A 19,889-nucleotide genomic window follows, 5' to 3' on the forward strand; every position below is an offset into this window, starting at 1 on the left:
GGAGTCGGCTCCGCTTATCGTCTGGACCGGCGGTAAGCGGAGCCGAATCCGCTTACCGTGGGAGACGGTAGCAGGCGCCCGAGGGGCGAGGCCGTCCGCCCTGCCGCACAAGCGAACGGAAAGGGCACCGGAGTCATGAGATACCGCACGCTGGGCAGCACAGGGGTCCGGGTCAGCTCGCTCTGTCTGGGCGCGATGATGTTCGGGCGGTGGGGGAACGCGGACCACGACGACGCGATCGGCATCATCCGCACGGCGCTCGACGCGGGCGTCAACATCATCGACACGGCCGACGTGTATTCGGGCGGCGAGTCCGAGGTGATCGTGGGAAAGGCGATCGCGGGGCGGCGCGACGACGTGGTCCTGGCCACGAAGGTGTCAAGTCCGATGGGATCCGGCCCCAACGAGCTTGGTGCGTCGCGGCGTTGGATCACGCGGGCCTGCGAGGACAGCCTGCGGCGCCTGGGCACGGATCACATCGACCTGTACCAGGTGCACCGGCCCGACCCCGACACCGACGTGGACGAGACGCTGGGCGCGCTCTCCGATCTCGTCCGCGCGGGCAAGATCCGTTACGCGGGTTCGTCGACGTTCTCGCCCTCCGCGATCGTGGAGGCGCAGTGGACGGCGGAACGGCGGTCCCGCGAGCGCTTCGTGTGCGAGCAGCCGCCGTACTCGTTGCTGGTCAGGGGCGTGGAGGCGGACGTGCTTCCCACGTGCGAGGCGTACCGCACGGGGGTGCTGGCGTGGAGCCCGCTGGCCGGGGGCTGGCTGTCCGGCCGTTGGCATCGCGGCGCGGAGGAGTTGTCCAGCCGGCGCACCCGCACGATGCCGTTCCGTACGACCGCCGCGCACTACGACATGGACGTCCCCGGCAACCAGGCCAAACTGGACGCCGCGACCGAACTGGCCGGTCTCGCCGCGGAGTCGGGCCTGACGCTGATCCAACTGGCCCTGGCCTTCGTCACCACGCACCCCGCGGTGACAGCGGCCATCATCGGCCCGCGCACGGCGGAGCACCTGGCGTCCCAACTCGCTTCGGCGGACGTCGACTTGGACGATGCCGTCCTCGACCGCATCGACCGGATCGTGCCGCCCGGCACGGACGTGAACCCGGAAGACGCGGGGTATGCAGCGGCCGTCCTGACGGACCCGACGAGGAGGCGCCGCCGCCGCACGACCGGGTAGGCCTGGCCGCGTTACGCCACAATGGCCGTCGTGAACGACACGGTCGCGGTTGCGCTGATCACGTCCTTGTCGACGCTGGCGGCCGCCGGGATGGCGGGGACGGCCTCGGCGTTGACGACCGGTAGGCAGTTACGGCACCAGGCCGCGTTGGCGCGGGAGGAACGCGCGGAGCAACGGGCCTCCGCACAGCGGGAGTTGCGGCGTGAGGTGTACGAGCGGTTCCTGACGCGGGCCGACGCTGCCTACCGGGTGCTCGACGAGGAATGGCTGGCGCGGGGCGCCGAGGACCCGCAACGCGCGGAGGCCGGATTCGCCGCGCGCAGAGCGCTGGACGAGGCGTACGTGCGGGTCCGCCTGGTGGGCCCGGAGGGGGTCGCGGTACGGGGGGCGGGAGTGGTGGAGGCGATAGGCGGCGAGTTCCGCCGGCAGGCACGGGCCCCGGAGGCGGAGGTTGACCCGTCAGCGCGGGCGGCGGCGTTGCGCGCGCGGGTGGCGGTGGGCGAGGAGTTCGTGGCGGAGGCGCGATGGGCTCTGGGAGTGCCGGGATAGGACGGCGGGCGGCTCAGTCGCCGGGCGGCGGAGTCAGGACGGGCGGCTCGCCGGTGGTCCAGACGGGATGCACGGCGATCCGCCGGAACCGCCACCCTTCCGGTGTCCGGACGGCATCCCCTTCCCAGTACCCACCGACGACGAACGGCTGCGCGGCCCCGCGCGAGGCGGGGTGGACGTGCGTCATGACCGCGTTCCACCGCACGGCGGCGTGATCACCGTCGATGTCGACGACGTGGTTGGCCCCGACGTGCTGAGTGCGATCGAACCGCCCCAGCGCCACGCGCGTCCCCTCCACCAGGTCCGCCAGCCCGTCGTGATCCCCGAGGGGCGTCTCGGACCGGGCGTCCCCCGTGAAGAAGAAGCGTGCCCGCTCCTCACCCACGTCCCGCAGGTCGAGGCAGAGAAACCACCGGTCGATGAGCTCGACGATCTCAGCCCGGTCCAGGAGCCTCTGAAGCCGCTCGTCGTGCGCGCGTTGTCCGTCCATACCCCCAGCATGAAACCTCAAGTGAACTTGAAGTCAAGCAAGCGGCGAGTGATCGTGTGTGTCGGGGTCGGGCAGCAGTCGCCCGGTGCCGGACGGGCGACTGCGGCCCTCCCCTTCAACTCCAAGACCCGACCCGCCCCTTGAGGCCGTAACGCTGCCCCTGTGCCTCTTGTCCGTGGGCAACCGGCGAGAATAGACAGGGAGAACGACCCCTAGTCTGTGAGAGAGCCCCAGCCATGCGTGCACGAGTCCCGGACAAGGCCCCTGGCGCGGACAGGCCGCGGGTCTCGACGCCCCGCCCGGCCGTCCGGACTTCCCCCGCCGGTCAGGGTGCCCTCTCCCGCGAGGGGCTCCTCGCGTTGCAGCGCAGCGTGGGCAATGCCGCTGCGACGCGCATGGTCGAGGAGGCCAGGCACCAGCACACCGAAGGCTGCGGCCACCGGCAAGAGGCCACGCCGGTGCAACGCGCCGCCGCCGTCCAACGCGCCAACGGCACGCAGACGGCTGCTCCCCGGGTGGACGGCAACCGCCTCCTGGACATCATCGTCGGCCAGAACCGCACGCTCGGCGGTTTCCAGTTCGGTCCCGAATGCCGCAACAACGGCGGTGACAACCTCATCTCCCGGCCCATGGAAGTCGAGGTGAAGGACGGCACGAAGACGGCCCGGCTGGCCATCCACCTCAACGTGATGCTCAGGACCGGGGGCGAGGTCGCCGGCCAGAACGGCAACTCCTCCTCGGTACACATCCGCGGCTCGCTCTTCCACCTGACGGCCCGTCGGCTCGGCAGCCAGAACCTGATCCACCAGGCCGGTGCGTCCATCCTCACCGCGAGCGAGTCGGTGCACGTCGGACGCAGCAACGCGGCAGCCGGCTGGAACAACCGCCCCGACAACACCCAGCGCCTGGCCGACGCGGCAGGCGTGCCCGCGGAGCAGATCATCACGGCGCTCCAGAGCAGACTCCCGCCCAGCGAGATGAACGACGTGATCCAGCGCTTCAAGCACGACGTAGGACGCGTCGTCATCCACGCCCTGCGCCCCGAGGTAGTCAACGTGACGTGGGACGGCGACGCGTCGTTCGGCTGACGGCGGGCCCATGTCCGACTGCGGGACGGTGGCGCGAGTCCGGCCCGGCCTGGCCTGGCCTTGCCTGACCTTGCGTTGCCTGACGTGCCACGACCTTGCCCGGGTCCCGGTGAGTCGGGTCCCGCCTGAGCATCGCCTCTGATTCGTGGGTTCGCGGATTGTTTGATGCGTATTATTCCGATATGGAGTCCACCGCTTCACCCCGCGTCCTCGTCATCGGACTTGATCCGCGCCGGGTGCCCGGGCCGTGGGATCCCGAGCCGGTGGCCGAGGCGATCGAGGCAGGACTGGCCAAGTTCGCCGAGCACGGCGTGGGCGTCGAGACCTGCCTGTTCGGCCTTGACGGACGCGATGACGTGGAAGCGATCGTGGGGAACGCGCTGCGGGCTCATCCGTGGGAGTGCGTCACCGTCGGCGGCGGCCTGCGGCACTCGGACGATCAAGTCGAGCTCCTGGAACGAGTGATCAACCTCATCCGGCGACACGCACCCGATGCGGCCATCGCGTTCAACAGCAATGCGGCCACCACGTACGAGGCCGCTTCGCGTTGGATCGAGTGACGACGCCGGGCCAACGCGGGCCGCTGTCCCAGTACTTCGCCGGAACGGCGATCGTGCCCCTCCGGCCCCCACACCCTGCCCCCACGGCTCTGGCGGCGTGCCGAATCTGCGCGTAAGGGTGGCAGGGCAGGTTCGCACGTGGATGGTGGAGGCACGCGGATGGGTTCGACACGGGACGACCAGAACAAGGCTGAGCCCGGGCGCCCACCTGTCCGTACGCGGACGGGTTCCGCCTCCGAGGCAGGCGCCGGGGCCGTTCAGCGGATGCGTGGCATGCAGGGTTCCGTGGGGAACGCGGCCGTGGTGCAGATGTTGCGTCAGGCCGGGCACGCGTGGGCGCGGGACGCGCACCAGCACGGTCCCGGCTGCGGCCACTCGGCGCAGGCTTCGCAGCCGCAAGGCTCTCCGGCCTCGCCCGTGCAGCGTGCCGTGGAAGAGCCCGCGCAGCGCGCCGTGGAAGAGGACGAGCACGCCCACGGCCACGTTCCGGACACCAGCCCGGAGGGGCAGAGCGCGCTGCTGGCCGCCGCGAGGCAGTCCCCCAGCGAGCCCCTGCCCTCGTCGGTCGTGGCGAAGGCCGAGCCGTTCTTCCAGAACGACCGGCTCTCCTCCACCCGCGTCCACCGCGACGCCGTCGCCCAGCGCGCCACCGCCGCCCTGGGCGCCCAGGCCATGACCGTCGGCAACCACATCTTCCTGTCCGCCGCGGCCGTCGGCGACGAACGGATCCTGGGCCACGAGCTGAGCCACGTCGACAAGAACACCAGGAACATCCGCGAGACCGGCAACGACAACGGCGCCGGCGTCACCGTCACCGACCCCGGGCAGGGTTCGGAACGTGCCGCCGAGGCCGACGGCCACGCCTACGCGACGGGGATGGCGACCGCCCCCTCCGTCGGCGTCCAGCGCACGGTGGCCACCGGCGCGGACGCGAACGTGCAGCGCGCGGTGGAACCGCACGGGGGAGTCGCGGTCGCATCGCACGCGGCAGTCGCGAACGAGCTCGCGCACGGCGACCAGGCGGTGCAACGGGCCGGTGGTCACGGAGCGGCCCGGTCGTCCACCCGGAGGCGGCGCATCCACGTCAGTTCGCTGCCGCACGCGGTGTACATCGATCCGCCGTCTTACGGCCCCACGTTCGGCCGGGGCGGGGGGACGCAGGGGCACGTGATCCTGGGCCCCCACGGATACTCGGACCGCCGGAGCGACGCCGACCCGCGGCTCCCTCCGGCCATCGACAGCGCCCGGGCCGAGTACCCGTACGAGAGGTTCAAGGCCGGGCACCTGATCAACGCGTCCTTCGGCGGCGACGGCACGAGGTCGGCGAACCTGACCATCCTGACCACCGGCGCCAACAACGAGATGCGGGGCTTCGACGAACCGGTCAAGAAGGCCATGTCCTACGTGGAAGCCGTATACGAACGGCTGTCGCACATGTACGAGGACATCACCCGTCTGACCTTCGGCGTCGAGGTCACGGTGACTCCGGGGGGACCGGGGCACACGTGGGATGTCGAAGGCCCCGGAAAGTACATATCGAGCTACGTTCACTGCAAGGCACGGGTCGTCGGTGCCGACCGGCTCGATCGGTGGATCGACCGGGGACTGGACGACGATCCCCGGGACCCGGACTGGCTGGCCGTCAGGTCCGAGCTGGCGATGGTCGACCACTACGTCGAACGGGCGAACCGCACAGACCTGATCGACAACGAGCCGTCGTAGCCGTCCGTCCCTCACCGGAGGCGGGGCGCCCGCCTTGAGCCGGTCCGCCGATCACGCCTCCGGCGGCCGGAACGCGACCTGCCTGCGGGCCGCCTCGTCGGTCTCCTCGACGGTCAGGAGCGGGGTGGCCCTGGTGTGCAACGCGCCACTGGCCTTGACCATCAAGGACACCGCGGCCATCGAGATCGTGTCAGGGAAGTCGACGATGATCACCAGATCGTCGTCGCCGTAGGCGTAGTACATCGCCTCGACGGACCCGCCCACGCTGGCCACCGCCTCGTCCACGGCCCTCCGGCGCCCGGTGCCGCCCTCCTTCAGCAGCCCCTTCGCGCCCTCGGCGGTGTAGCCGGCCTGAATGAGGTATTTGGCCATCGGATGACGCTCCTTCCCGCAACATCCCACCCCTACCAACCAGCCTCGCCCCTCACCTTCCACCCGACCACCGGCCGACCGCCGAACGAGTACGCACCTCGCTCGGCGCGCTGCCATTCGCCTCAGGACAGCATCAAGCCCTCCGCCAGCGGACAGCCAACCGGTAGAGAGCTTGATCAGTACCGCCTGCTTCTTCTTGCCCTGGTCTTGCCGGGGATCTCGATGACCTGCCTCTTCACTGGTCAGGAGGGGTCACTGACGCTTCGGAGTGGGTGTCACCGGTCGTCGTTGACCACCGTCGAGCGGCCTCGGACGGCCCAGGAACGGCCCGAGACTAACGGGCATCCCGCAAGGGTTCAGTCGCTGAGTAACAGGCGCTCAGCCACTGTGCCTCCGCTCGATCGAGGATGATTCCCCCGCATACAGGGGTGTCCAGCAGACCACCATCGATGCTGACGTTGCTCAGAGCCTTCTTCTGTGCCGCCGTCGCGGTATGGGCCGTTGTCGTTGGAGGCCCCTTGACCGTCTGCGGCTCCCAAGCCAGATCCGAGTGCAGCAGTACGGCGGCCCCCTCGCCCCACTTCTGCACGTAGATCATTCGCTCTCCGCTGTCGTTGACGAAGTAGGACACATAGTCCCTGTCGCCGATTGAGAAGCCGCTCATCTGGGAGAGCAGTCGTCTGAGCTCGATGCCAGGATCAGTTGCCATGCCCGGGAAGCTACCAATGAGTGCGTTGCAGCGTATCTAAGTTCTCGGAACTGACCGCATGGCGGGACTACGCGCACGCCGAGGCACCCCGCGGCGTCAGGCTGAAGGCCGATCCGACAATGGGGGCCGTGGCCAAGTATCCGAAATTCGATGTGAGTTAGCGCGCACCGGCCCCACACTGGGCGCATGGACGGACTCTACGTGGTGAGGCATGAGCCGACCTGGCGGGAGGAGCCGGAGCCGGACTGTTACGACAACGGCACAGACGAGAAGACTGCCTACGCCCTCTTTGGCCTGGCCGTATACCGGGCCAACTGCCTCGAACACTCGCTCGTCAACATCCTGGCCGCGGCGAAGCTCATCACGGCGCGAGAGCAAGGGGAACAGCTCATCCGTGACCCTTGGACGCAGGGCTTCAAGAACATGATGGGCAAGCTCATCAAGCGCGCCGAGGTCCACACCGGCGCCCACCCCGAAGTCGTCGCAGACCTGGCACGTAGCCTTGAAAGGCGGAACTTCCTCGTTCACCACTTCTGGCGTGAGCGGATTCAGGACATGGCGACCGAAGCCGGCCGGGTGAGGATGTGCGCCGACCTGAAGGCAGACTGTCGGCTCCTCACACAGGCCGACGAACAGCTCAGCGAAAAAATTGTGACCCCCATCCTGGAACGGCTCGGGGTCACGGCCGCGGCCATCCAAGCCCAGTACGCAGAGGAGAGGCGCAAGGCCATGGAGCGCAATTGAGGGAAGCCTCAGGGACTCCAACGGCGCAGGTGGGCCACCGAGGCAGCAAGAGTGGGCGCTGAGTACGTAGCGGGTGGCGTCGTCGTGGATGGTGAAGCGGTAGGGGCGCCCGGTTGCGAGGAGCCGTAAGGCTCGTTCGTGGTCGGATTGGTCTGTCAGCCAGTACCGAGGCGGTCGGGCGTAGGCCGGGTCCAACTGATCTGCGATGTCTGCGGCTCGGCGGCGGAGCCAACGCATGGCCAAGCGCGGGGTGAGCGCGTAGTCGCCGCCAAGGGAGTGTTCCTGTCCGTCGGTTCGTTCGCGGGCGACCGCTCGGCATCGGTAGACGACCGCCGCCCGGGTGGGGGTGCTGGTGGGCGTCAGCATGTGGTGCTCGCTACCGTCTGGCGCTGGAGCAGCCGGGCGATGACCGTGTGGCCTGCCTCATCTCCTCGTACCTCTAGGTGATCCGCGAGAGCGGTGACGATGGCGAGTCCGCGGCCGTGCGGGTCGTCCGTCGTCGGGCGGTCGATGTGCGGGGTGGTTTTGGCGGTTCCGGAGTCCGTGACGGAGATCGTGAGGGCCCTGGCCGTCAGGTCGAGGGCGACGTGGAAGGTGCCGCCCTGGTCGCCGCTGGCGGTGTGGCGGGTCGCGTTGCCGGCCAACTCCGTGACGATCAGGGCCGCGTCGTCGGCCCGGAGGTCGTTGGCGAGGAGGCGGAGCGCCCAGTGGCGGGCGTCGCGGACGTTTGCTGGGCGTCCGGGGAAGGTGCGTCGGTGGGTGCACATGGCGTCCTCCAGGGCGTGACCTGCTGCTTATCGGTCATGCCGCCCCGTTCGGCCGACACAGAAGCAGTGAGACGTACAATTAGTACCAGCACCGTACCGAGTGTGCGGGTACTTTGAGTGCGGGATCGCACTTTTCGTACGGGTCGCGAGCCGCATAGCGTTCACGCTGTGGTGTGGTGCTGAGCTGGACTTCCGACGAGAGGGGAAACCGTATGTTCGGCCTGATGGTGCGCTTCACGTGCAAGGACGAGGACGCGGCGGCCGGATTCGACGCGCTCGTCGCGCGCACCGGCGCGCAGATCCGCGCGAACGAACCCGGAACGCTGATCTACACGGTGCACCGTGTTGACGGCCGCCCCCTGGAACGGATCTTCTACGAGCTCTACCGCGACCACGACGCCTTCGACACCCACGAGACGCAGCCGTACGTCCGGGCCTTCCTCGACGACCGGAACGCCTACCTGGCCTCCACCGAGGTGGACCGCCTGGACTTCGTGTCCGGCAAGGGCGTCGACGTTGAGCACTGACTACGAGAAGGCACTCGGCCGCAAGATCGCCCTCAACCGCAAGCGCCGCGGTCTGTCGCAGAAGGAGCTCGCCGGCCTCCTCGACCGGTCCGAAGCCTGGGTCTCCCAAGTCGAGCGGGGTGTACGACGCATCGACCGGATGACGGTCCTGGAGAAAGTCGCCGACGTCCTCGACATCCCCATCGCCGAACTGGCCGCCGAAGCACCCATCATCGCCGCGACAACCGAACCCGATGCCCCCGGCGCTGCCCGCCTGCGCCTGCTACTGAGCGCCGCCCACTCCCTCAACGCGATCCTCGGCGCGCACGAGCCGCCGGATGTGGCCGCGTTGCGCGCCGACGTCGACCGCGCCTGGGAGCTGACCCACGCCAGCCACTACACCGACCTCGCCGACCTCCTCGAACAACTCGTACCCCGACTGGAGAACGCCGCACGCTCCGCCCCGGAGCACCAACACCCCGAACTCTTCAGGCTGCTGGCCGCGACGTATCACACGTGCAGCGCCGCCCTGGCCACCATGGGCGAGCCCGAAGCGGCCTGGATCGCAGCCGACCGGGCCGTGGTCGCGGCCGAGCGGGCCAACGACCCCCTGCTGATGGCCGCCGGAGCATTCCGCCTGTCCATCGTCTTCCTCGGCGCCCGCCACTACGACCAAGCCACCCAGGCGTCCGGCAGTGCGGCCGAAGCGCTGCGGCCCCTTACTGAATCCGGCCGTCCCGAGGCGGTCGCCCTGCGGGGAGCTCTCACCCTGCAACGTGCCGTCGCAGCCGCCCGCACCAACCAAGCCGACGACGCCTACCGCTTCCTGCGCGAGGCCGGTGAGATGGCCCAGCAGGTCGGCGAGGGGCGCAACGACTACAACACCGAGTTCGGCCCCACCAACGTCGGCCTGCACGAAGTCTCCGTGGCAGTCGAACTCGGCGACGCCGGAATCGCCCTGCGCGCCGCCGACACCATCGACCCCTCCGCACTGTCTTCTGAACGCCAGACCCGCTTCCACCTCGACGTCGCCCGCGCACACGCCCAGCGCCGCCAGACGGACGAGGCCCTCAACGCACTCCTGAAGGCACACCAGCTCTCGCCCGAGATGATCCGCGCGATGCCGATGGTCCAACAACTGGTGGCCGACCTGATCACGATGAGCGAGCCACCGTCCGAGCAACTCCGCTCTTTCGGCCAACAATTGGGAGTCGATATGTCTCGCTTTGATCCCTGATCAGGTGAGTTCACCGGCCTCGCCGTTGCTGACTCCCCTTCCAGAGCGGAGACCCTGAACGTGACTGATGACCTTCCCACCGCCGAAGGCCTGCGCAGTCGGCTCGTTCAATCGCTCGTCGCGGACGGCACGCTGCGTTCCGACGCGTTGAAGCACGCCGTCGGCGTCGTGCCTCGGGAGGCGTTTCTGTCGCGCGGATGGTTCGAGTACGAGGACGACGGCTGGTTCCGGCCTGCGGCTTCGGGTGGGGACTCGCTGGCTCGGGTCTACGAGGACGACACGCTTGTCACTCAGGTCGCGGGCGGCGTCTTCGCGGATCAGGTTGAGGGGCGCATCGCCGCAGCTCCGACCTCCTCCTCGACGTTGCCGAGTCTGGTCGTGCGCATGCTGGAGGAGCTACGCGTACGTCCCGGCTCGCGCGTGCTGGAGATCGGTACGGGAACCGGCTACTCCACCGCGCTGCTGTGCCACCTCGTCGGCGACGACCGCGTCACGACGGTCGAGGTGGACGCCGAGGTCTCCGCCCGCGCCGCCATCGCGCTCGCGGGACTCGGCTTGCGTCCTCAACTCGTGAACGGTGACGGTCTCGGCGGTCACGCGGGCGGGGCTCCGTACGACCGCGTCATCGCCACGTGCGGCGTGCGCGACGTCCCGTTGGCGTGGATCGAGCAGACGCGGCCGGGCGGGGAGATCCTGGCCCCGGTCGGGGGCTGGATGCACGCCTCCGAACTCGTCCGCCTCACCGTCCACGACGACGGCACCGCGAGCGGTCCGGTCCTCGACGGGCACGTCTCCTTCATGCCGGCCCGGCCGCAATCGCCTCCGCCTCTTGGGGTGTTGCCCGATCTGACCGGCGCGGACGAGGAGCCCTGCGCCCTGGGCGCCGACACGTTGGACGACTGGACCACGCGCTACGTCGCGCAGTCGGCGGTCCCGACGGTCCAACGGCTCACGTTGCCGCATGAGGACGGCCGCACGCTGCACGTTCTGCTCGACGTCACCGCACAAGCGTGGGCCTGCCTCACGCAGGACGACGCGGGCCACTGGTCCGTACGCCAGACAGAACCCGAACGCCTGTGGGACGCGATCACGGAACGCGTGACGGCGTGGCGCGCGGCGGGGGGACCGGAGGCCGGGCGACTGCGATGGCATGTCGGACCCGACGGGCAACGGCTCACGTGGGAATGAGCCCTCCCGAACCGCCTGCGGCACACCGAGGCCCCGTTCGCCCCACGCAGAGATGCGTGCGGGGGGCGGGCGGGGCCTCGATCGAGCGGAGCTACTTCTTCTTGCCCTGGGTCTTGCCGGGGACCTTGGTGAGCTGGGTTTTTGCTGGTCGGGGGCGGTGGGTACGGCTGCCTGGTGGTCGTCGTTGGTTGTCCTTGGCCCCTATTGAGCGTCCTCGGGCGGCCCAGAGACGGCCCAGCTTCTGTGCGCCCGGTTGACGGCTGGCACCTTCGATGTCCGGTCTGCACGTCAGCCGACGGCAGTCAGCCACGATGGTGGGGGCATCGACCGACCAGGCGCGCGTGTCTCGCTGCACGTCCACCGGCCTTCACCACGCTGCGAGTGCCGTCGACCAGAGGCAAGAGGCGGCGGCCAGCACGCGAGGAGGAAGCCCTGAGCCCTCAGCTTGGGAAGCTGCGAGCATATGACACTGAGTCAGGGGCTTGCCTGGGGAAACTGCCTGAATGCGGCTGCTCGATTGGTGCTGTGTTCACCGTGGTTCCCGATGTTCCCTGTTCGATCTGGTGCGCCTGCGGTGCGGAGGGACCGCCACGTCAACTCCCCTGAGGCGCCGCCCCGTAGCCAGAGTCACCGCACCGAACCTGCCCCTCGCCCCAAACCGGTAGACCCTTAGTTTTGTCCGTGATATTTTCACGCCCATGCTTAAGGATGAGCTTGAGCGGGTCCGCAATGCCTTGGCGGATCTTTGCGAACCCCTCCACGACGTCTTTGCTTGGGCTGGTCAACGCAGGTCCGAGGCGCTTCCGGAGCTGGTGCGGCCCGAGTACAACTGGCATGGCACGCACACCGTCAGGGCCCTCGCGCACCACCGGCTCCGTAGGACGAATCTGGGCGTGTGGACTCTTTCGGGCAACCATGCCCGGAACGGTGAACTCTGGCTGACAGACAGCGACTACTCGCTGCGAGTTCTGCATGCGCTGAACGAGAGAGACGTGCCCCCTCCGGGGCCAAACCTGGCCCGGCGCGCATACTACCACAACCCGCCCCTGCCGCTTCAGGAGAAGCTCGATGGGCCGGCCAATGACAAGCTCATCGCCCTGTGGCGCCTGGACCCGAGCGGAGCTCCCTCTTTCAGGGTGGTTCGACCGATCGGGAAGTGGCGCTTCGGGGGCACTGCGAAGACGGATCTAGACTTCCCCCTGCCGGAGACGGCTGTAGACATGAGAAGCCTCCACTTCGAGCCCGCTGACGAGGGCCTTGAAGACGTGAGGCTCCCAGAGGAGGAGGAAGGCAAATGACCACGGTGCTTGGGCCTTCACCTGGTGAGCGCCTGCGCACCCTGCGAGAGTTGCTCGGACTCACCGGAGCTGCACTGTCTGATATGTGTGGTATGAGTAAGAGTTGGATCTCTCAAGTCGAGACCAAGGCTCGGGAGGCCTCCGAGGAAGGCCTCCGAGCCGTAGCTGAGAGCACCGGAACGCCGATGTCTTTCTTCTACGCGCGTCCCTCGTCTATCCCTCTCGATTCATTGCACTTCCGGAAACTCGCGTCTGCAAGTCGCACTGTCACGAAGCGCGTTCAAGCTTTCTATAGCGAAAGCTATCGGATTACTGAAGACCTATTGCGTGATGCCAAATATCCGGCACCCCCTCTCCCCTATGCGACGTCAGACGACCTCGCAATGGACGATATCGAGGAACTAGCCGCGCAGACCAGAGAGGCATTGCGCATTGCTCCAGACAAGCCAATTCCGAATCTGACCCGCGCGATGGAGCGGTCCGGAATCGCAGTGGCACCTATTGTGCTTACCGATCCGGCCGGGGAAGAACAAAGTGGCACACAGCATCATTTCGGCCTATCTCACTGGGGCGGAATCGGAGACGTAGCGCTCGTGGCTTACTTCCCCGGGGCGCAAGGAGACCGCGATCGCTTTACGCTTGCTCACGAGCTAGGCCATTTGGTACTGCACACGTTTCGTCCACACGCTAAAGACCCAGAGGCAGAAGCGAATAGCTTTGCGGCAGCGCTGCTCGTTCCGAAAAGTCGCGCCACTGTGGATATTACCGATCGGCTATCGTTGACGGGATACGCACGCCTGAAGGCGACGTGGGGAGTTTCTATTCAGGCATTGATTATGCGCGGTCATGCCATTGGAAATATCAACGAGAGCCGCAAGCGCTCGCTCTTCGTTCAGCTGACTCAACGAGGCTGGCGTAAGGAAGAGCCTGTAACCGTAGGACATGAATATCCTCTCTTGCTATGGACAATGCTGGAGAGGGGGTATGGGTCGAAGCCGTACCTGTCGGCGGCGGAAGAACTAGCGATCCATCCGACGGTTCTGCGCTCTATCGCACCGACTCCTGCTAGTAAATCTGCCGCGAGGCAGGTTATGCAACCAGAAAAGCAAGCTGATGTGCTTGAGTTTCGCCGTTCGTCGAAGCGTCCTGACGGTGCTCTCGACGTAGCTGTCCGCTGACCGTCCTCTCGCAGGTGCAGAGGGTGTTTGTGGGGCCGCTGGCTGACTGCGCTGGCGCGCCCTGCGCGGTTTGGGCGATCGCTAGGCAGGGCTTGGCACAATGTGAGGAGTTAGCCAATGCGTCGAGAGGCTCGCATACTCAAAGAAAAGTCGCTAGCATCGCTTACAAATGCTGTTACAGCATTCAACTCTCCACAGGCTAGCGGGATCCGAGTCACAATCGTCCTAATGTCCACTCAGCATGCCTTTGAAATGTTGCTGAAGTCTGCTCTAGTGCAGCAGCGCGTTGACGTGTTTGATCGCGACGCCGATATGAGCTTCGGCTTCGACAAATGCGTCAATTTGTGCACCGAGAGGTTGCAGGTCTCCACCCAGGAGGCCGGGTTCTTGCGGATGCTTGCCAAGTTGCGAGACGCAGAACAGCACTGGTATGGAGTGGTTTCAGAAGGAATTCTGTACACGTGCATGAGAGCTGCGGTGACTCTTTTTGATGAGCTGCTTCGCCGTGCCTTCTCAGAATCTCTAGCGAAACACCTGCCGGATCGAATTCTTCCTATATCCACTTACCCGCCTAAGCATATACAAGCCTTGATTGATGAGGAGTTCAGGCAAGTTCAGGAGCTCTTGCGACCTGGCAAACGTCATGGCGCGGAAGCGCGTGGAAGAATACGAACGCTACTGGCCATTCAGGCTCTAGAAATCGAAGAATTTCGCATCAGTGAGCGTGATATTGATAAATTTGAACAAGGGGTCAGGAAAGGTGAAGGGCGGGCTGATTTGCTGCCGAACCTGTCCACTGTAGGAACAGAAGTCAGTGGTGAAGGCATTAATGTGACGGTGCACTTCACTAAGACTCAAGGCGCTCCCGTCCGCTGGGCTGGCGGTGATGACGCAGCGGCTGCCGTTAAGGTGGAGGATCTCTGGAATAAGTTCCATTGGACTCGGGGAAAGCTGGCAGCGAAGCTCGGTCTCAGCACCGGTTACGCCGCCGCACTAAGGTGGAAGCTGGGCATCGATGATGATGAGAGCTGTCACATGCATAGATTCCACAATAGAACTCGCATCGATGGCTATTCGGACAACGCCTTCCGTAAGATGAAGGAAGTGATGACTGCACCAGGCTTCGATATTCGGGCCATCTATCAAGAATATCGGTTTAGGAATTCGATATAAGGTGCGCTTCCGGCATTGGAGGTAGTTGGACAAGCGGGGGAGTCTCGATGACTCAATCAAGCCCATGATGCGCCGCCGATCCGTGGGGGCGGCGCATCACGGGCAACGCAGGCTTTGAGGCCTGACTTCATCCTTATCAGGTCGATCACGGGGAGTTGGCGACATCGGTCAACCGGCTCGGGTGCCTCGGTTGATCATCCGCCACTGATTGCCGACATCCGACCCTGTTGGTCAGCGCACTTAAGCGGCAAAACGTGCACTAAGACTTGGCTAAAAACGATTGACTGCTACTCCACCACACAAGCCCATACTCACTCCAGCTCCCATCCCGTCCGCCGTCGACCCACACACCGTGGAGCGGGCGTGGCTCATGGCGTCCAGGTGGAGCGCGCCACTGTACGAACGACCTGGACGCCATGAGCCGCGGCTGCTCGGCTCTGCCTGGGTCGACGGCGGACGGGATGGGAGCACCCCGCGCACGCCACTACGGGCCCGCACTCGGGAACGGCGCCCCTCCATCCCGGTGCTGGCCGATCCCCTGCCGGAGGCATCGTTCTGACCGCGGCCGCTCCCATGCGGAACTCGAGTCGCGGCCTTCGGCTCGTTGATGTACGCGCGGCACGGGCGCCGGCCGGGCTGGAGCGGGGCGGAGACAGGAGCGCAGGCCCGGCCGGGGGTCGGGCCGCGCGCGGGGAGCGGAGCGAGCCGCCTTGAACCCGTAGAGAAGGTTGTTACTCACCGGCTCCGCAGGCTCCGCGGAGCGAGCGTTGGCCTTGGGGTGAACTGACTTGCACACGGCGGGAGCTGGGCTGCCTGGCGGTTGGCCAGTGTCAGGAAGATGACCGGGCGGGCTGTCCAGGTGATCCGCGTGCTTCGGTGGTGGATCGTGAAGGCGCACTGCTCGCCGCTCGCCAGGGCTTCCAGGTCGGCTACGTAGCCTCCGCTGAGCCACTCCCAGGCGTTCGCGAACGCGTTGCGGTCGAGTGCTGAGGCGATCGTGCGGACTGCGATGCGAATCCAGCGGATCGACGTGACTGCGTTCGGGGCGTCGAGCGACGCGAGCAGCGCCGGCACTTCGCCGGTTGCCGGGCTCTGGGTCCAGCACTCGCACCAGTACCCCGGGGTGACGAGCGGAGCGTTCGGCTTCATCGGGCGGCTCCCGTCGGGCGGGCCGTCAGGGCGTAGCGCATCGGGTCGTCGAAGACGGTGAAGACATAGGGCTCGCCGCTGGCCAACAGCGCTAAGGCGCGTTCGTGTTCGGCGGTGTCGTTGATCCAGTGGCGGCCTGGTCGTGCGGCTCGTGGGTCGAGCTGGTCGGTGATGTCGCGGGCTCGGCGCATGAGCCATCGCAGGGCGAGACGTGGTGTGGCGGCCGGGAGCGCGCCAAGGGGGAAGCACTGGCGGTCGTCGGGGGTGTATGCGACCGCTTCGCACTCGTACGGGGCCTGCGGCCTGCGGTCCGGTGGGACTCCGCCCCCGCTGCCGCCGGGGTCCGCCCATGCGGAATCCATGGATGTGGCGAAAGCGGCTGTGCTGAGCGGCTGACTGCTCGTATACTCGTGCATACAAGTTGCTTTCTGCTAGTAGGCCGCCATGGGTAGGGATTACGGGCTAGACGAGTTTCACGCCGTCATGGGCGCGGACGGCTGGCGGGGACGCTGCGTCGAGGGCGTCCAGGACGCGGATCGCGTAAGCCTCGTCGGCGAGTTCGGCCACTTCCTCGCGGGTCGCCCAGCGAAGTGCGCGGGTCTCCGCGCCCGTGGTCGGGCTGCCGTCGATCGCCTCGCAGCGGAAGACCATGGAGACGATCAAGCGGGACATGTTCTTGTAGATCCCGGTCAGGGTCGCCGGAAGCGCGATCTTGATGCCGGTCTCTTCGAGTACCTCGCGCTGCAACGCGTCCGGGACGGTCTCGCCGGACTCCAGGACTCCGCCGGGCGGCTCCCACTGGCCGTTGTCCCGGCGCTGGATCAGCAGGGCACGGCCGCAGTCATCCACGATGACTCCGGCGACGCTCACGGAGTGCGGACGCTCGATCGGCACGGTGGGGACCCTCTCGGCTGGCTAGGCTTCCCACCGTAGCAACAAAAGTCAGCCGCTCGTCTAGATACCTAAAGGAGTGGATATGCCCTCTGCGTCTCCCACCGTTCTCGGGGCGCTTGACCCGACCAGCGACCGCGCGGTGTTCCGGCAGATCGCCGACCAGCTGCGCGAAGCGATCGACAAGGGCCGCTTCAAGGAGGGCGACAAGCTCCCCTCGGAGGCCGAGCTGGTGGAGCACTACGGCGTCTCGCGGATGACCGTACGCAACTCGCTGTCCGTCCTCCAGGGTGAGGGCCTGGTGGTCTCCGAGCACGGCAAGGGCGTCTTCGTCCGTCCCCGGCCTCCGGTTCGGCGGCTGGCCTCGGATCGCTTCGCCCGCCGGCACCGCCAGCAGGGCAAGTCCGCCTTCACGGTGGAGGCCGAAGCCGCGGGCTCCCGACCGGAGGTCGACAGCCTGGAGGTCAAGGAAGAGCGACCCACCCAGGAGATCTCGACTCGGCTCGGCGGACCTCGCCGGGTGCTCGCGCGGCGCCGCCGCTACCTGCTGGACGGGCGGCCGGTCGAGTTCGCCGTCTCCTACCTCCCGCTGGACCTGGCCAGCGAGACACCGATCGCCGAGCCGAACCCCGGGCCCGGCGGCATCTACGCCCGGCTGGAGGAGAACGGCCACCGCCTGGACCACTTCGACGAAGAGGTCTGCGCCCGGATGCCCTCCCCGCAGGAGGCCAAGACGCTCCGGCTCGCCGCCGGGGTCCCAGTCATCCATCTGATCCGCACCGCATACGACACCGAGGGCCGCGCGGTGGAGGTCTGCGACACGGTGATGGCGGCTGACGCCTACGTTCTCGCGTATCAGCTTCCGGCCACCTGACCTGCGGCGATGCCGGCGTTCCTGGGTCTTGTCCCGAACTCGTACACATCGGCACGGAAACTCGTATAGACGAGTAGCCCTCCCTCGTGTCATAGTGGCTCCGTTCCCGGCTCCCCGGGGGCAAAGAACACAGCTTGTCTAGACGACTAGCTGTCATGACGGGAGAGAGCTTTGCGTTCCATTCGAGTCGAGACCTCGGCGGCCACGATCCTGCTGACCGAGGCCCCGGAGAAGAAGGTCAAGGACCGCAGGTCCGGCGAGATCGCCACCGATCCGGTGACAGGTGAGGTGCTGTGGACGGTCGGCGTGGTCTACATCGAGGGTGGTGAGTCGTCGTTGATCAAGGTCACGGTCCCCGAGCGCGGAGTCACCGAAGGGCTGACCCTGGGGGCGCCGGTCTCGCTGGTCGACCTGGTGGCCCGGCCGTGGGAGTCGACGTTCAACGGGCAGCAGCGGCACGGCATCGCCTACCGCGCGGCCGTCGTCGCCCCGGCGGCCTTCCCGGCCGAGGTGGGGGCCTGACCGCCGTGTCCGACGTGTTGACGCTGATGGAGGTGGGAGGTCCCGCTGCCGGTCTGGTCGGCGGGGCCGCCTACCTGCGGGCCAAGCATCCTGCCGCGTACTGGTCGACGGCCGGTCTGCCGGTCTCGACGGCCCGGCTGATCGGCTCCTACGGCTCGGTGATGGAGGCCTGTGGACTGACCGTGGCTCCGTCACGGCTGAGGGTGCTGGCGGTGCGGTCGATGACTCGGCGGGAGGTGCGGCCGGTTCCGCCCAGGCGCGGGATCATCCGTCCGACCGCGACCGGGATGCGTATTCGGCTGCGGCTGGCGCCGGGGCAGGAACCGCAGGACGTCGCCGCCGCGGCCGAACGGCTCCGGCACGCCTGGGGCGTGCACGCGGTCTACGTCTCGGTGGTCAAGCCGGGCGTGGTCGAACTGCGGCTCGTCGGCTTCGACGTGCTGCGCAAGGTCCGCATGCCCCGGAAGGTGCAGGGTGGGTTCCTGCGGGTGCCGGTGGCGCTGCGGGAGGACGCGACCGCGTTCGTCCGCGACTACCGGGCCATACCGCACCAACTCACGCTCGGCGCCACCCTGTCGGGGAAGTCGATGTTCCTGCGCCACCTCGTTGCCGGGCTCGCCCGCCAACCGGTCGCGCTGGTCGGGGTCGACTGCAAGCGCGGGGTGGAGCTGGCCCCGTTCGCGCCCCGCCTGTCGGCGCTGGCCACCGACCCGGAACAGGTCGCCGAGCTGCTGCCGGTGCTCGTGCGGCTGATGGAGGAACGGTACGACCTGATCAAGGCCCGGCAGGGCATCGCCCCGTCGACGCCGGACGAGGAGATCACCTCTGACGTGTGGGGGCTGCCGGAGGGTGAGCGGCCGGTGCCGGTCGTCGTGGTCATCGATGAGGTGGCCGAGCTGTTCATGGTCGCCACCCGTAAGGATGAGGAACTGCGGGACGAGTTGGTAACCCAGCTCATCCGCCTCGCCCAGCTCGGCCGCGCCGCCGGCATCTACCTGGAGGTCTGCGGCCGGCGCTTCGGCGCCGAGCTGGGCAAGGGCGCCACCATGCTGCGGGCCCAACTCACCGGCCGGATCTGCCACCGCGTCAACGATGAAGCCTCCGCCAAGATGGCGCTCGGCGACATCGCCCCCGAAGCGGTCGACGCCGCGTGCGCCATCGCCCCGGAACGCCCTGGGCTGGCTGTTGCCGGGGACACCTCGGGCGGCTGGTCCCGGATCCGCACCCCGTACCTGTCCCTCGCCGCCGCTGCCGCCGTCTGCGCCGAGTACACCGACCTCGTACCGCGCGTGCCCGCGCTCGATCCGTTCCGGCCCGCGGTACCGGCTCCACCTGTCGACCGCCCGGTGACGCTGGTCAAGCCGCTACCCGCCACCGACTGAGCGGCTTCTTCCCGACGGTCGGCGCGACCGCCTCGCGCCAGGTCCCAACCCCCGCCATGCCTGATCTGCCGGGAGGAAACCACTCGTGTCTCGTCCCACCGTTTCCGAGGTCTCGGCGTTCCTCGCCGACCTGAGGTCCCACCACGACGACCCCTCGGCGTACGCCGACCTCATGGCCCGCAAGGCGGACCTCCTCGAACGCATCGCCGCCGACCGCCCCGACGACCCCGAGGCCGCCCAGATCGCTGCCGCTGCCCGCGCCCGCGCCGAACGACTCACCAGCAACTGATGCAAGGAAGGAG

General features: G+C 67.5%; 23 protein-coding genes. 16 read left to right on the forward strand and 7 right to left on the reverse strand.

What is annotated here, in order from left to right:
- Window positions 1–135 precede the first annotated feature (135 nt).
- Both K7472_RS09055 and K7472_RS09060 read left to right on the forward strand, forming a co-directional pair.
- Complete coding sequence (locus K7472_RS09055) at window positions 136–1,188, forward strand: aldo/keto reductase (RefSeq protein ID WP_222975897.1); 1,053 nt, start codon at window positions 136–138, stop codon at window positions 1,186–1,188.
- A gap of 30 nt (window positions 1,189–1,218) precedes the next feature.
- Window positions 1,219–1,737, forward strand: coding sequence for a hypothetical protein (locus tag K7472_RS09060; RefSeq protein ID WP_222975900.1), 519 nt, complete (start codon window positions 1,219–1,221; stop codon window positions 1,735–1,737).
- 13 nt (window positions 1,738–1,750) lie between these two features.
- Here the strand turns inward: K7472_RS09060 and K7472_RS09065 are convergent, their stop codons facing one another.
- Window positions 1,751–2,227: a nuclear transport factor 2 family protein gene (locus K7472_RS09065; protein WP_222975902.1), complete on the reverse strand. Its 477-nt coding sequence runs from the start codon at window positions 2,225–2,227 to the stop codon at window positions 1,751–1,753.
- A 371-nt stretch (window positions 2,228–2,598) separates the two neighbouring features.
- On the opposite strand from K7472_RS09065, the gene K7472_RS09070 reads away from it, so the two are divergent.
- The 3 genes from K7472_RS09070 (at window position 2,599) to K7472_RS09080 (ending at window position 5,597) form a co-directional block, all read left to right on the forward strand.
- Window positions 2,599–3,315, forward strand: a complete 717-nt coding sequence (locus K7472_RS09070) for a hypothetical protein (protein ID WP_222975904.1) — start codon at window positions 2,599–2,601, stop codon at window positions 3,313–3,315.
- 182 nt (window positions 3,316–3,497) lie between these two features.
- Window positions 3,498–3,875: a hypothetical protein gene (locus K7472_RS09075; RefSeq protein ID WP_222975906.1), complete on the forward strand. Its 378-nt coding sequence runs from the start codon at window positions 3,498–3,500 to the stop codon at window positions 3,873–3,875.
- A 273-nt stretch (window positions 3,876–4,148) separates the two neighbouring features.
- Window positions 4,149–5,597 carry an eCIS core domain-containing protein gene (locus K7472_RS09080; RefSeq protein WP_252395288.1) on the forward strand — a complete coding sequence of 483 codons (1,449 nt, stop codon included), beginning with the start codon at window positions 4,149–4,151 and terminating at the stop codon, window positions 5,595–5,597.
- Between the two features lie 51 nt (window positions 5,598–5,648).
- On the opposite strand, the gene K7472_RS09085 is transcribed toward K7472_RS09080, so the two are convergent.
- Window positions 5,649–5,969, reverse strand: coding sequence for a GYD domain-containing protein (locus K7472_RS09085; protein WP_222975910.1), 321 nt, complete (start codon window positions 5,967–5,969; stop codon window positions 5,649–5,651).
- A 334-nt stretch (window positions 5,970–6,303) separates the two neighbouring features.
- Window positions 6,304–6,678 carry a hypothetical protein gene (locus tag K7472_RS09090; protein WP_222975912.1) on the reverse strand — a complete coding sequence of 125 codons (375 nt, stop codon included), beginning with the start codon at window positions 6,676–6,678 and terminating at the stop codon, window positions 6,304–6,306.
- A 186-nt stretch (window positions 6,679–6,864) separates the two neighbouring features.
- On the opposite strand from K7472_RS09090, the gene K7472_RS09095 reads away from it, so the two are divergent.
- Window positions 6,865–7,422, forward strand: coding sequence for a hypothetical protein (locus K7472_RS09095; protein WP_222975914.1), 558 nt, complete (start codon window positions 6,865–6,867; stop codon window positions 7,420–7,422).
- A 359-nt stretch (window positions 7,423–7,781) separates the two neighbouring features.
- Here the strand turns inward: K7472_RS09095 and K7472_RS09100 are convergent, their stop codons facing one another.
- Window positions 7,782–8,189: an ATP-binding protein gene (locus tag K7472_RS09100; RefSeq protein ID WP_222975916.1), complete on the reverse strand. Its 408-nt coding sequence runs from the start codon at window positions 8,187–8,189 to the stop codon at window positions 7,782–7,784.
- A 224-nt stretch (window positions 8,190–8,413) separates the two neighbouring features.
- Here K7472_RS09100 and K7472_RS09105 point away from each other — a divergent pair, with 224 nt between their 5' ends.
- From K7472_RS09105 to K7472_RS09130, 6 genes are all read left to right on the forward strand, one after another.
- Window positions 8,414–8,716, forward strand: coding sequence for a putative quinol monooxygenase (locus tag K7472_RS09105; protein WP_372457942.1), 303 nt, complete (start codon window positions 8,414–8,416; stop codon window positions 8,714–8,716).
- Entirely contained in the window at window positions 8,706–9,932 is a 1,227-nt protein-coding gene (locus tag K7472_RS09110; protein ID WP_222975920.1) for a helix-turn-helix domain-containing protein, read from the forward strand. The genes K7472_RS09105 and K7472_RS09110 overlap by 11 nt, the downstream gene beginning before the upstream one ends.
- Before the next feature lie 60 nt (window positions 9,933–9,992).
- The gene (gene tgmC / locus K7472_RS09115) at window positions 9,993–11,120 is read left to right on the forward strand and encodes an ATP-grasp peptide maturase system methyltransferase (protein ID WP_222975922.1); all 1,128 of its coding nucleotides are present in this window, start codon (window positions 9,993–9,995) and stop codon (window positions 11,118–11,120) included.
- Between the two features lie 698 nt (window positions 11,121–11,818).
- Window positions 11,819–12,418: a hypothetical protein gene (locus tag K7472_RS09120; protein ID WP_222975924.1), complete on the forward strand. Its 600-nt coding sequence runs from the start codon at window positions 11,819–11,821 to the stop codon at window positions 12,416–12,418.
- Window positions 12,415–13,596, forward strand: coding sequence for a helix-turn-helix domain-containing protein (locus K7472_RS09125; RefSeq protein WP_252395289.1), 1,182 nt, complete (start codon window positions 12,415–12,417; stop codon window positions 13,594–13,596). Before K7472_RS09120 ends, K7472_RS09125 begins: the two co-directional genes overlap by 4 nt.
- 117 nt (window positions 13,597–13,713) lie before the next feature.
- Window positions 13,714–14,769 (forward strand): DUF3644 domain-containing protein, encoded by a 1,056-nt coding sequence (locus K7472_RS09130; RefSeq protein WP_372457943.1) that lies wholly within the window; start codon window positions 13,714–13,716, stop codon window positions 14,767–14,769.
- A 735-nt stretch (window positions 14,770–15,504) separates the two neighbouring features.
- On the opposite strand, the gene K7472_RS09135 is transcribed toward K7472_RS09130, so the two are convergent.
- The 3 genes from K7472_RS09135 to K7472_RS09145 form a co-directional block, all read right to left on the reverse strand.
- Window positions 15,505–15,918 carry a hypothetical protein gene (locus tag K7472_RS09135; RefSeq protein WP_222975927.1) on the reverse strand — a complete coding sequence of 138 codons (414 nt, stop codon included), beginning with the start codon at window positions 15,916–15,918 and terminating at the stop codon, window positions 15,505–15,507.
- On the reverse strand, window positions 15,915–16,280 hold the full coding sequence (locus K7472_RS09140) for a hypothetical protein (protein ID WP_222975929.1): 366 nt from the start codon (window positions 16,278–16,280) through the stop codon (window positions 15,915–15,917). Before K7472_RS09140 ends, K7472_RS09135 begins: the two co-directional genes overlap by 4 nt.
- A 100-nt stretch (window positions 16,281–16,380) precedes the next feature.
- Window positions 16,381–16,788 carry an NUDIX hydrolase gene (locus tag K7472_RS09145; protein ID WP_222976146.1) on the reverse strand — a complete coding sequence of 136 codons (408 nt, stop codon included), beginning with the start codon at window positions 16,786–16,788 and terminating at the stop codon, window positions 16,381–16,383.
- 106 nt (window positions 16,789–16,894) lie between these two features.
- Here K7472_RS09145 and K7472_RS09150 point away from each other — a divergent pair, with 106 nt between their 5' ends.
- From K7472_RS09150 to K7472_RS09165, 4 genes are all read left to right on the forward strand, one after another.
- Window positions 16,895–17,683: a GntR family transcriptional regulator gene (locus tag K7472_RS09150; RefSeq protein WP_222975931.1), complete on the forward strand. Its 789-nt coding sequence runs from the start codon at window positions 16,895–16,897 to the stop codon at window positions 17,681–17,683.
- A 171-nt stretch (window positions 17,684–17,854) separates the two neighbouring features.
- On the forward strand, window positions 17,855–18,205 hold the full coding sequence (locus tag K7472_RS09155; RefSeq protein WP_222975933.1) for an SCO3933 family regulatory protein: 351 nt from the start codon (window positions 17,855–17,857) through the stop codon (window positions 18,203–18,205).
- A 5-nt stretch (window positions 18,206–18,210) separates the two neighbouring features.
- Window positions 18,211–19,587 (forward strand): FtsK/SpoIIIE domain-containing protein, encoded by a 1,377-nt coding sequence (locus tag K7472_RS09160; RefSeq protein ID WP_222975935.1) that lies wholly within the window; start codon window positions 18,211–18,213, stop codon window positions 19,585–19,587.
- An 85-nt stretch (window positions 19,588–19,672) separates the two neighbouring features.
- Window positions 19,673–19,876 carry a hypothetical protein gene (locus K7472_RS09165; protein ID WP_222975937.1) on the forward strand — a complete coding sequence of 68 codons (204 nt, stop codon included), beginning with the start codon at window positions 19,673–19,675 and terminating at the stop codon, window positions 19,874–19,876.
- Window positions 19,877–19,889 lie beyond the last annotated feature (13 nt).

This window comes from Streptantibioticus parmotrematis (genome assembly GCF_019890615.1).
In the GTDB taxonomy this organism is placed as follows: Bacteria; Actinomycetota; Actinomycetes; order Streptomycetales; family Streptomycetaceae; genus Streptantibioticus_D; species Streptantibioticus_D parmotrematis.

Bases quoted from the DNA above. Each gene is read 5' to 3' on its own strand.
- K7472_RS09085 (WP_222975910.1), bottom strand. From the start codon at position 5,969: ATGGCCAAATACCTCATTCAGGCCGGCTACACCGCCGAGGGCGCGAAG.
- K7472_RS09075 (WP_222975906.1), top strand. From the start codon at position 3,498: ATGGAGTCCACCGCTTCACCCCGCGTCCTCGTCATCGGACTTGATCCG.
- K7472_RS09065 (WP_222975902.1), bottom strand. From the start codon at position 2,227: ATGGACGGACAACGCGCGCACGACGAGCGGCTTCAGAGGCTCCTGGAC.
- K7472_RS09095 (WP_222975914.1), top strand. From the start codon at position 6,865: ATGGACGGACTCTACGTGGTGAGGCATGAGCCGACCTGGCGGGAGGAG.
- K7472_RS09130 (WP_372457943.1), top strand. From the start codon at position 13,714: ATGCGTCGAGAGGCTCGCATACTCAAAGAAAAGTCGCTAGCATCGCTT.
- K7472_RS09150 (WP_222975931.1), top strand. From the start codon at position 16,895: ATGCCCTCTGCGTCTCCCACCGTTCTCGGGGCGCTTGACCCGACCAGC.
- K7472_RS09125 (WP_252395289.1), top strand. From the start codon at position 12,415: ATGACCACGGTGCTTGGGCCTTCACCTGGTGAGCGCCTGCGCACCCTG.
- K7472_RS09135 (WP_222975927.1), bottom strand. From the start codon at position 15,918: ATGAAGCCGAACGCTCCGCTCGTCACCCCGGGGTACTGGTGCGAGTGC.
- K7472_RS09100 (WP_222975916.1), bottom strand. From the start codon at position 8,189: ATGTGCACCCACCGACGCACCTTCCCCGGACGCCCAGCAAACGTCCGC.
- K7472_RS09140 (WP_222975929.1), bottom strand. From the start codon at position 16,280: ATGGATTCCGCATGGGCGGACCCCGGCGGCAGCGGGGGCGGAGTCCCA.
- K7472_RS09090 (WP_222975912.1), bottom strand. From the start codon at position 6,678: ATGGCAACTGATCCTGGCATCGAGCTCAGACGACTGCTCTCCCAGATG.
- K7472_RS09120 (WP_222975924.1), top strand. From the start codon at position 11,819: ATGCTTAAGGATGAGCTTGAGCGGGTCCGCAATGCCTTGGCGGATCTT.
- K7472_RS09080 (WP_252395288.1), top strand. From the start codon at position 4,149: ATGCAGGGTTCCGTGGGGAACGCGGCCGTGGTGCAGATGTTGCGTCAG.
- K7472_RS09105 (WP_372457942.1), top strand. From the start codon at position 8,414: ATGGTGCGCTTCACGTGCAAGGACGAGGACGCGGCGGCCGGATTCGAC.
- K7472_RS09055 (WP_222975897.1), top strand. From the start codon at position 136: ATGAGATACCGCACGCTGGGCAGCACAGGGGTCCGGGTCAGCTCGCTC.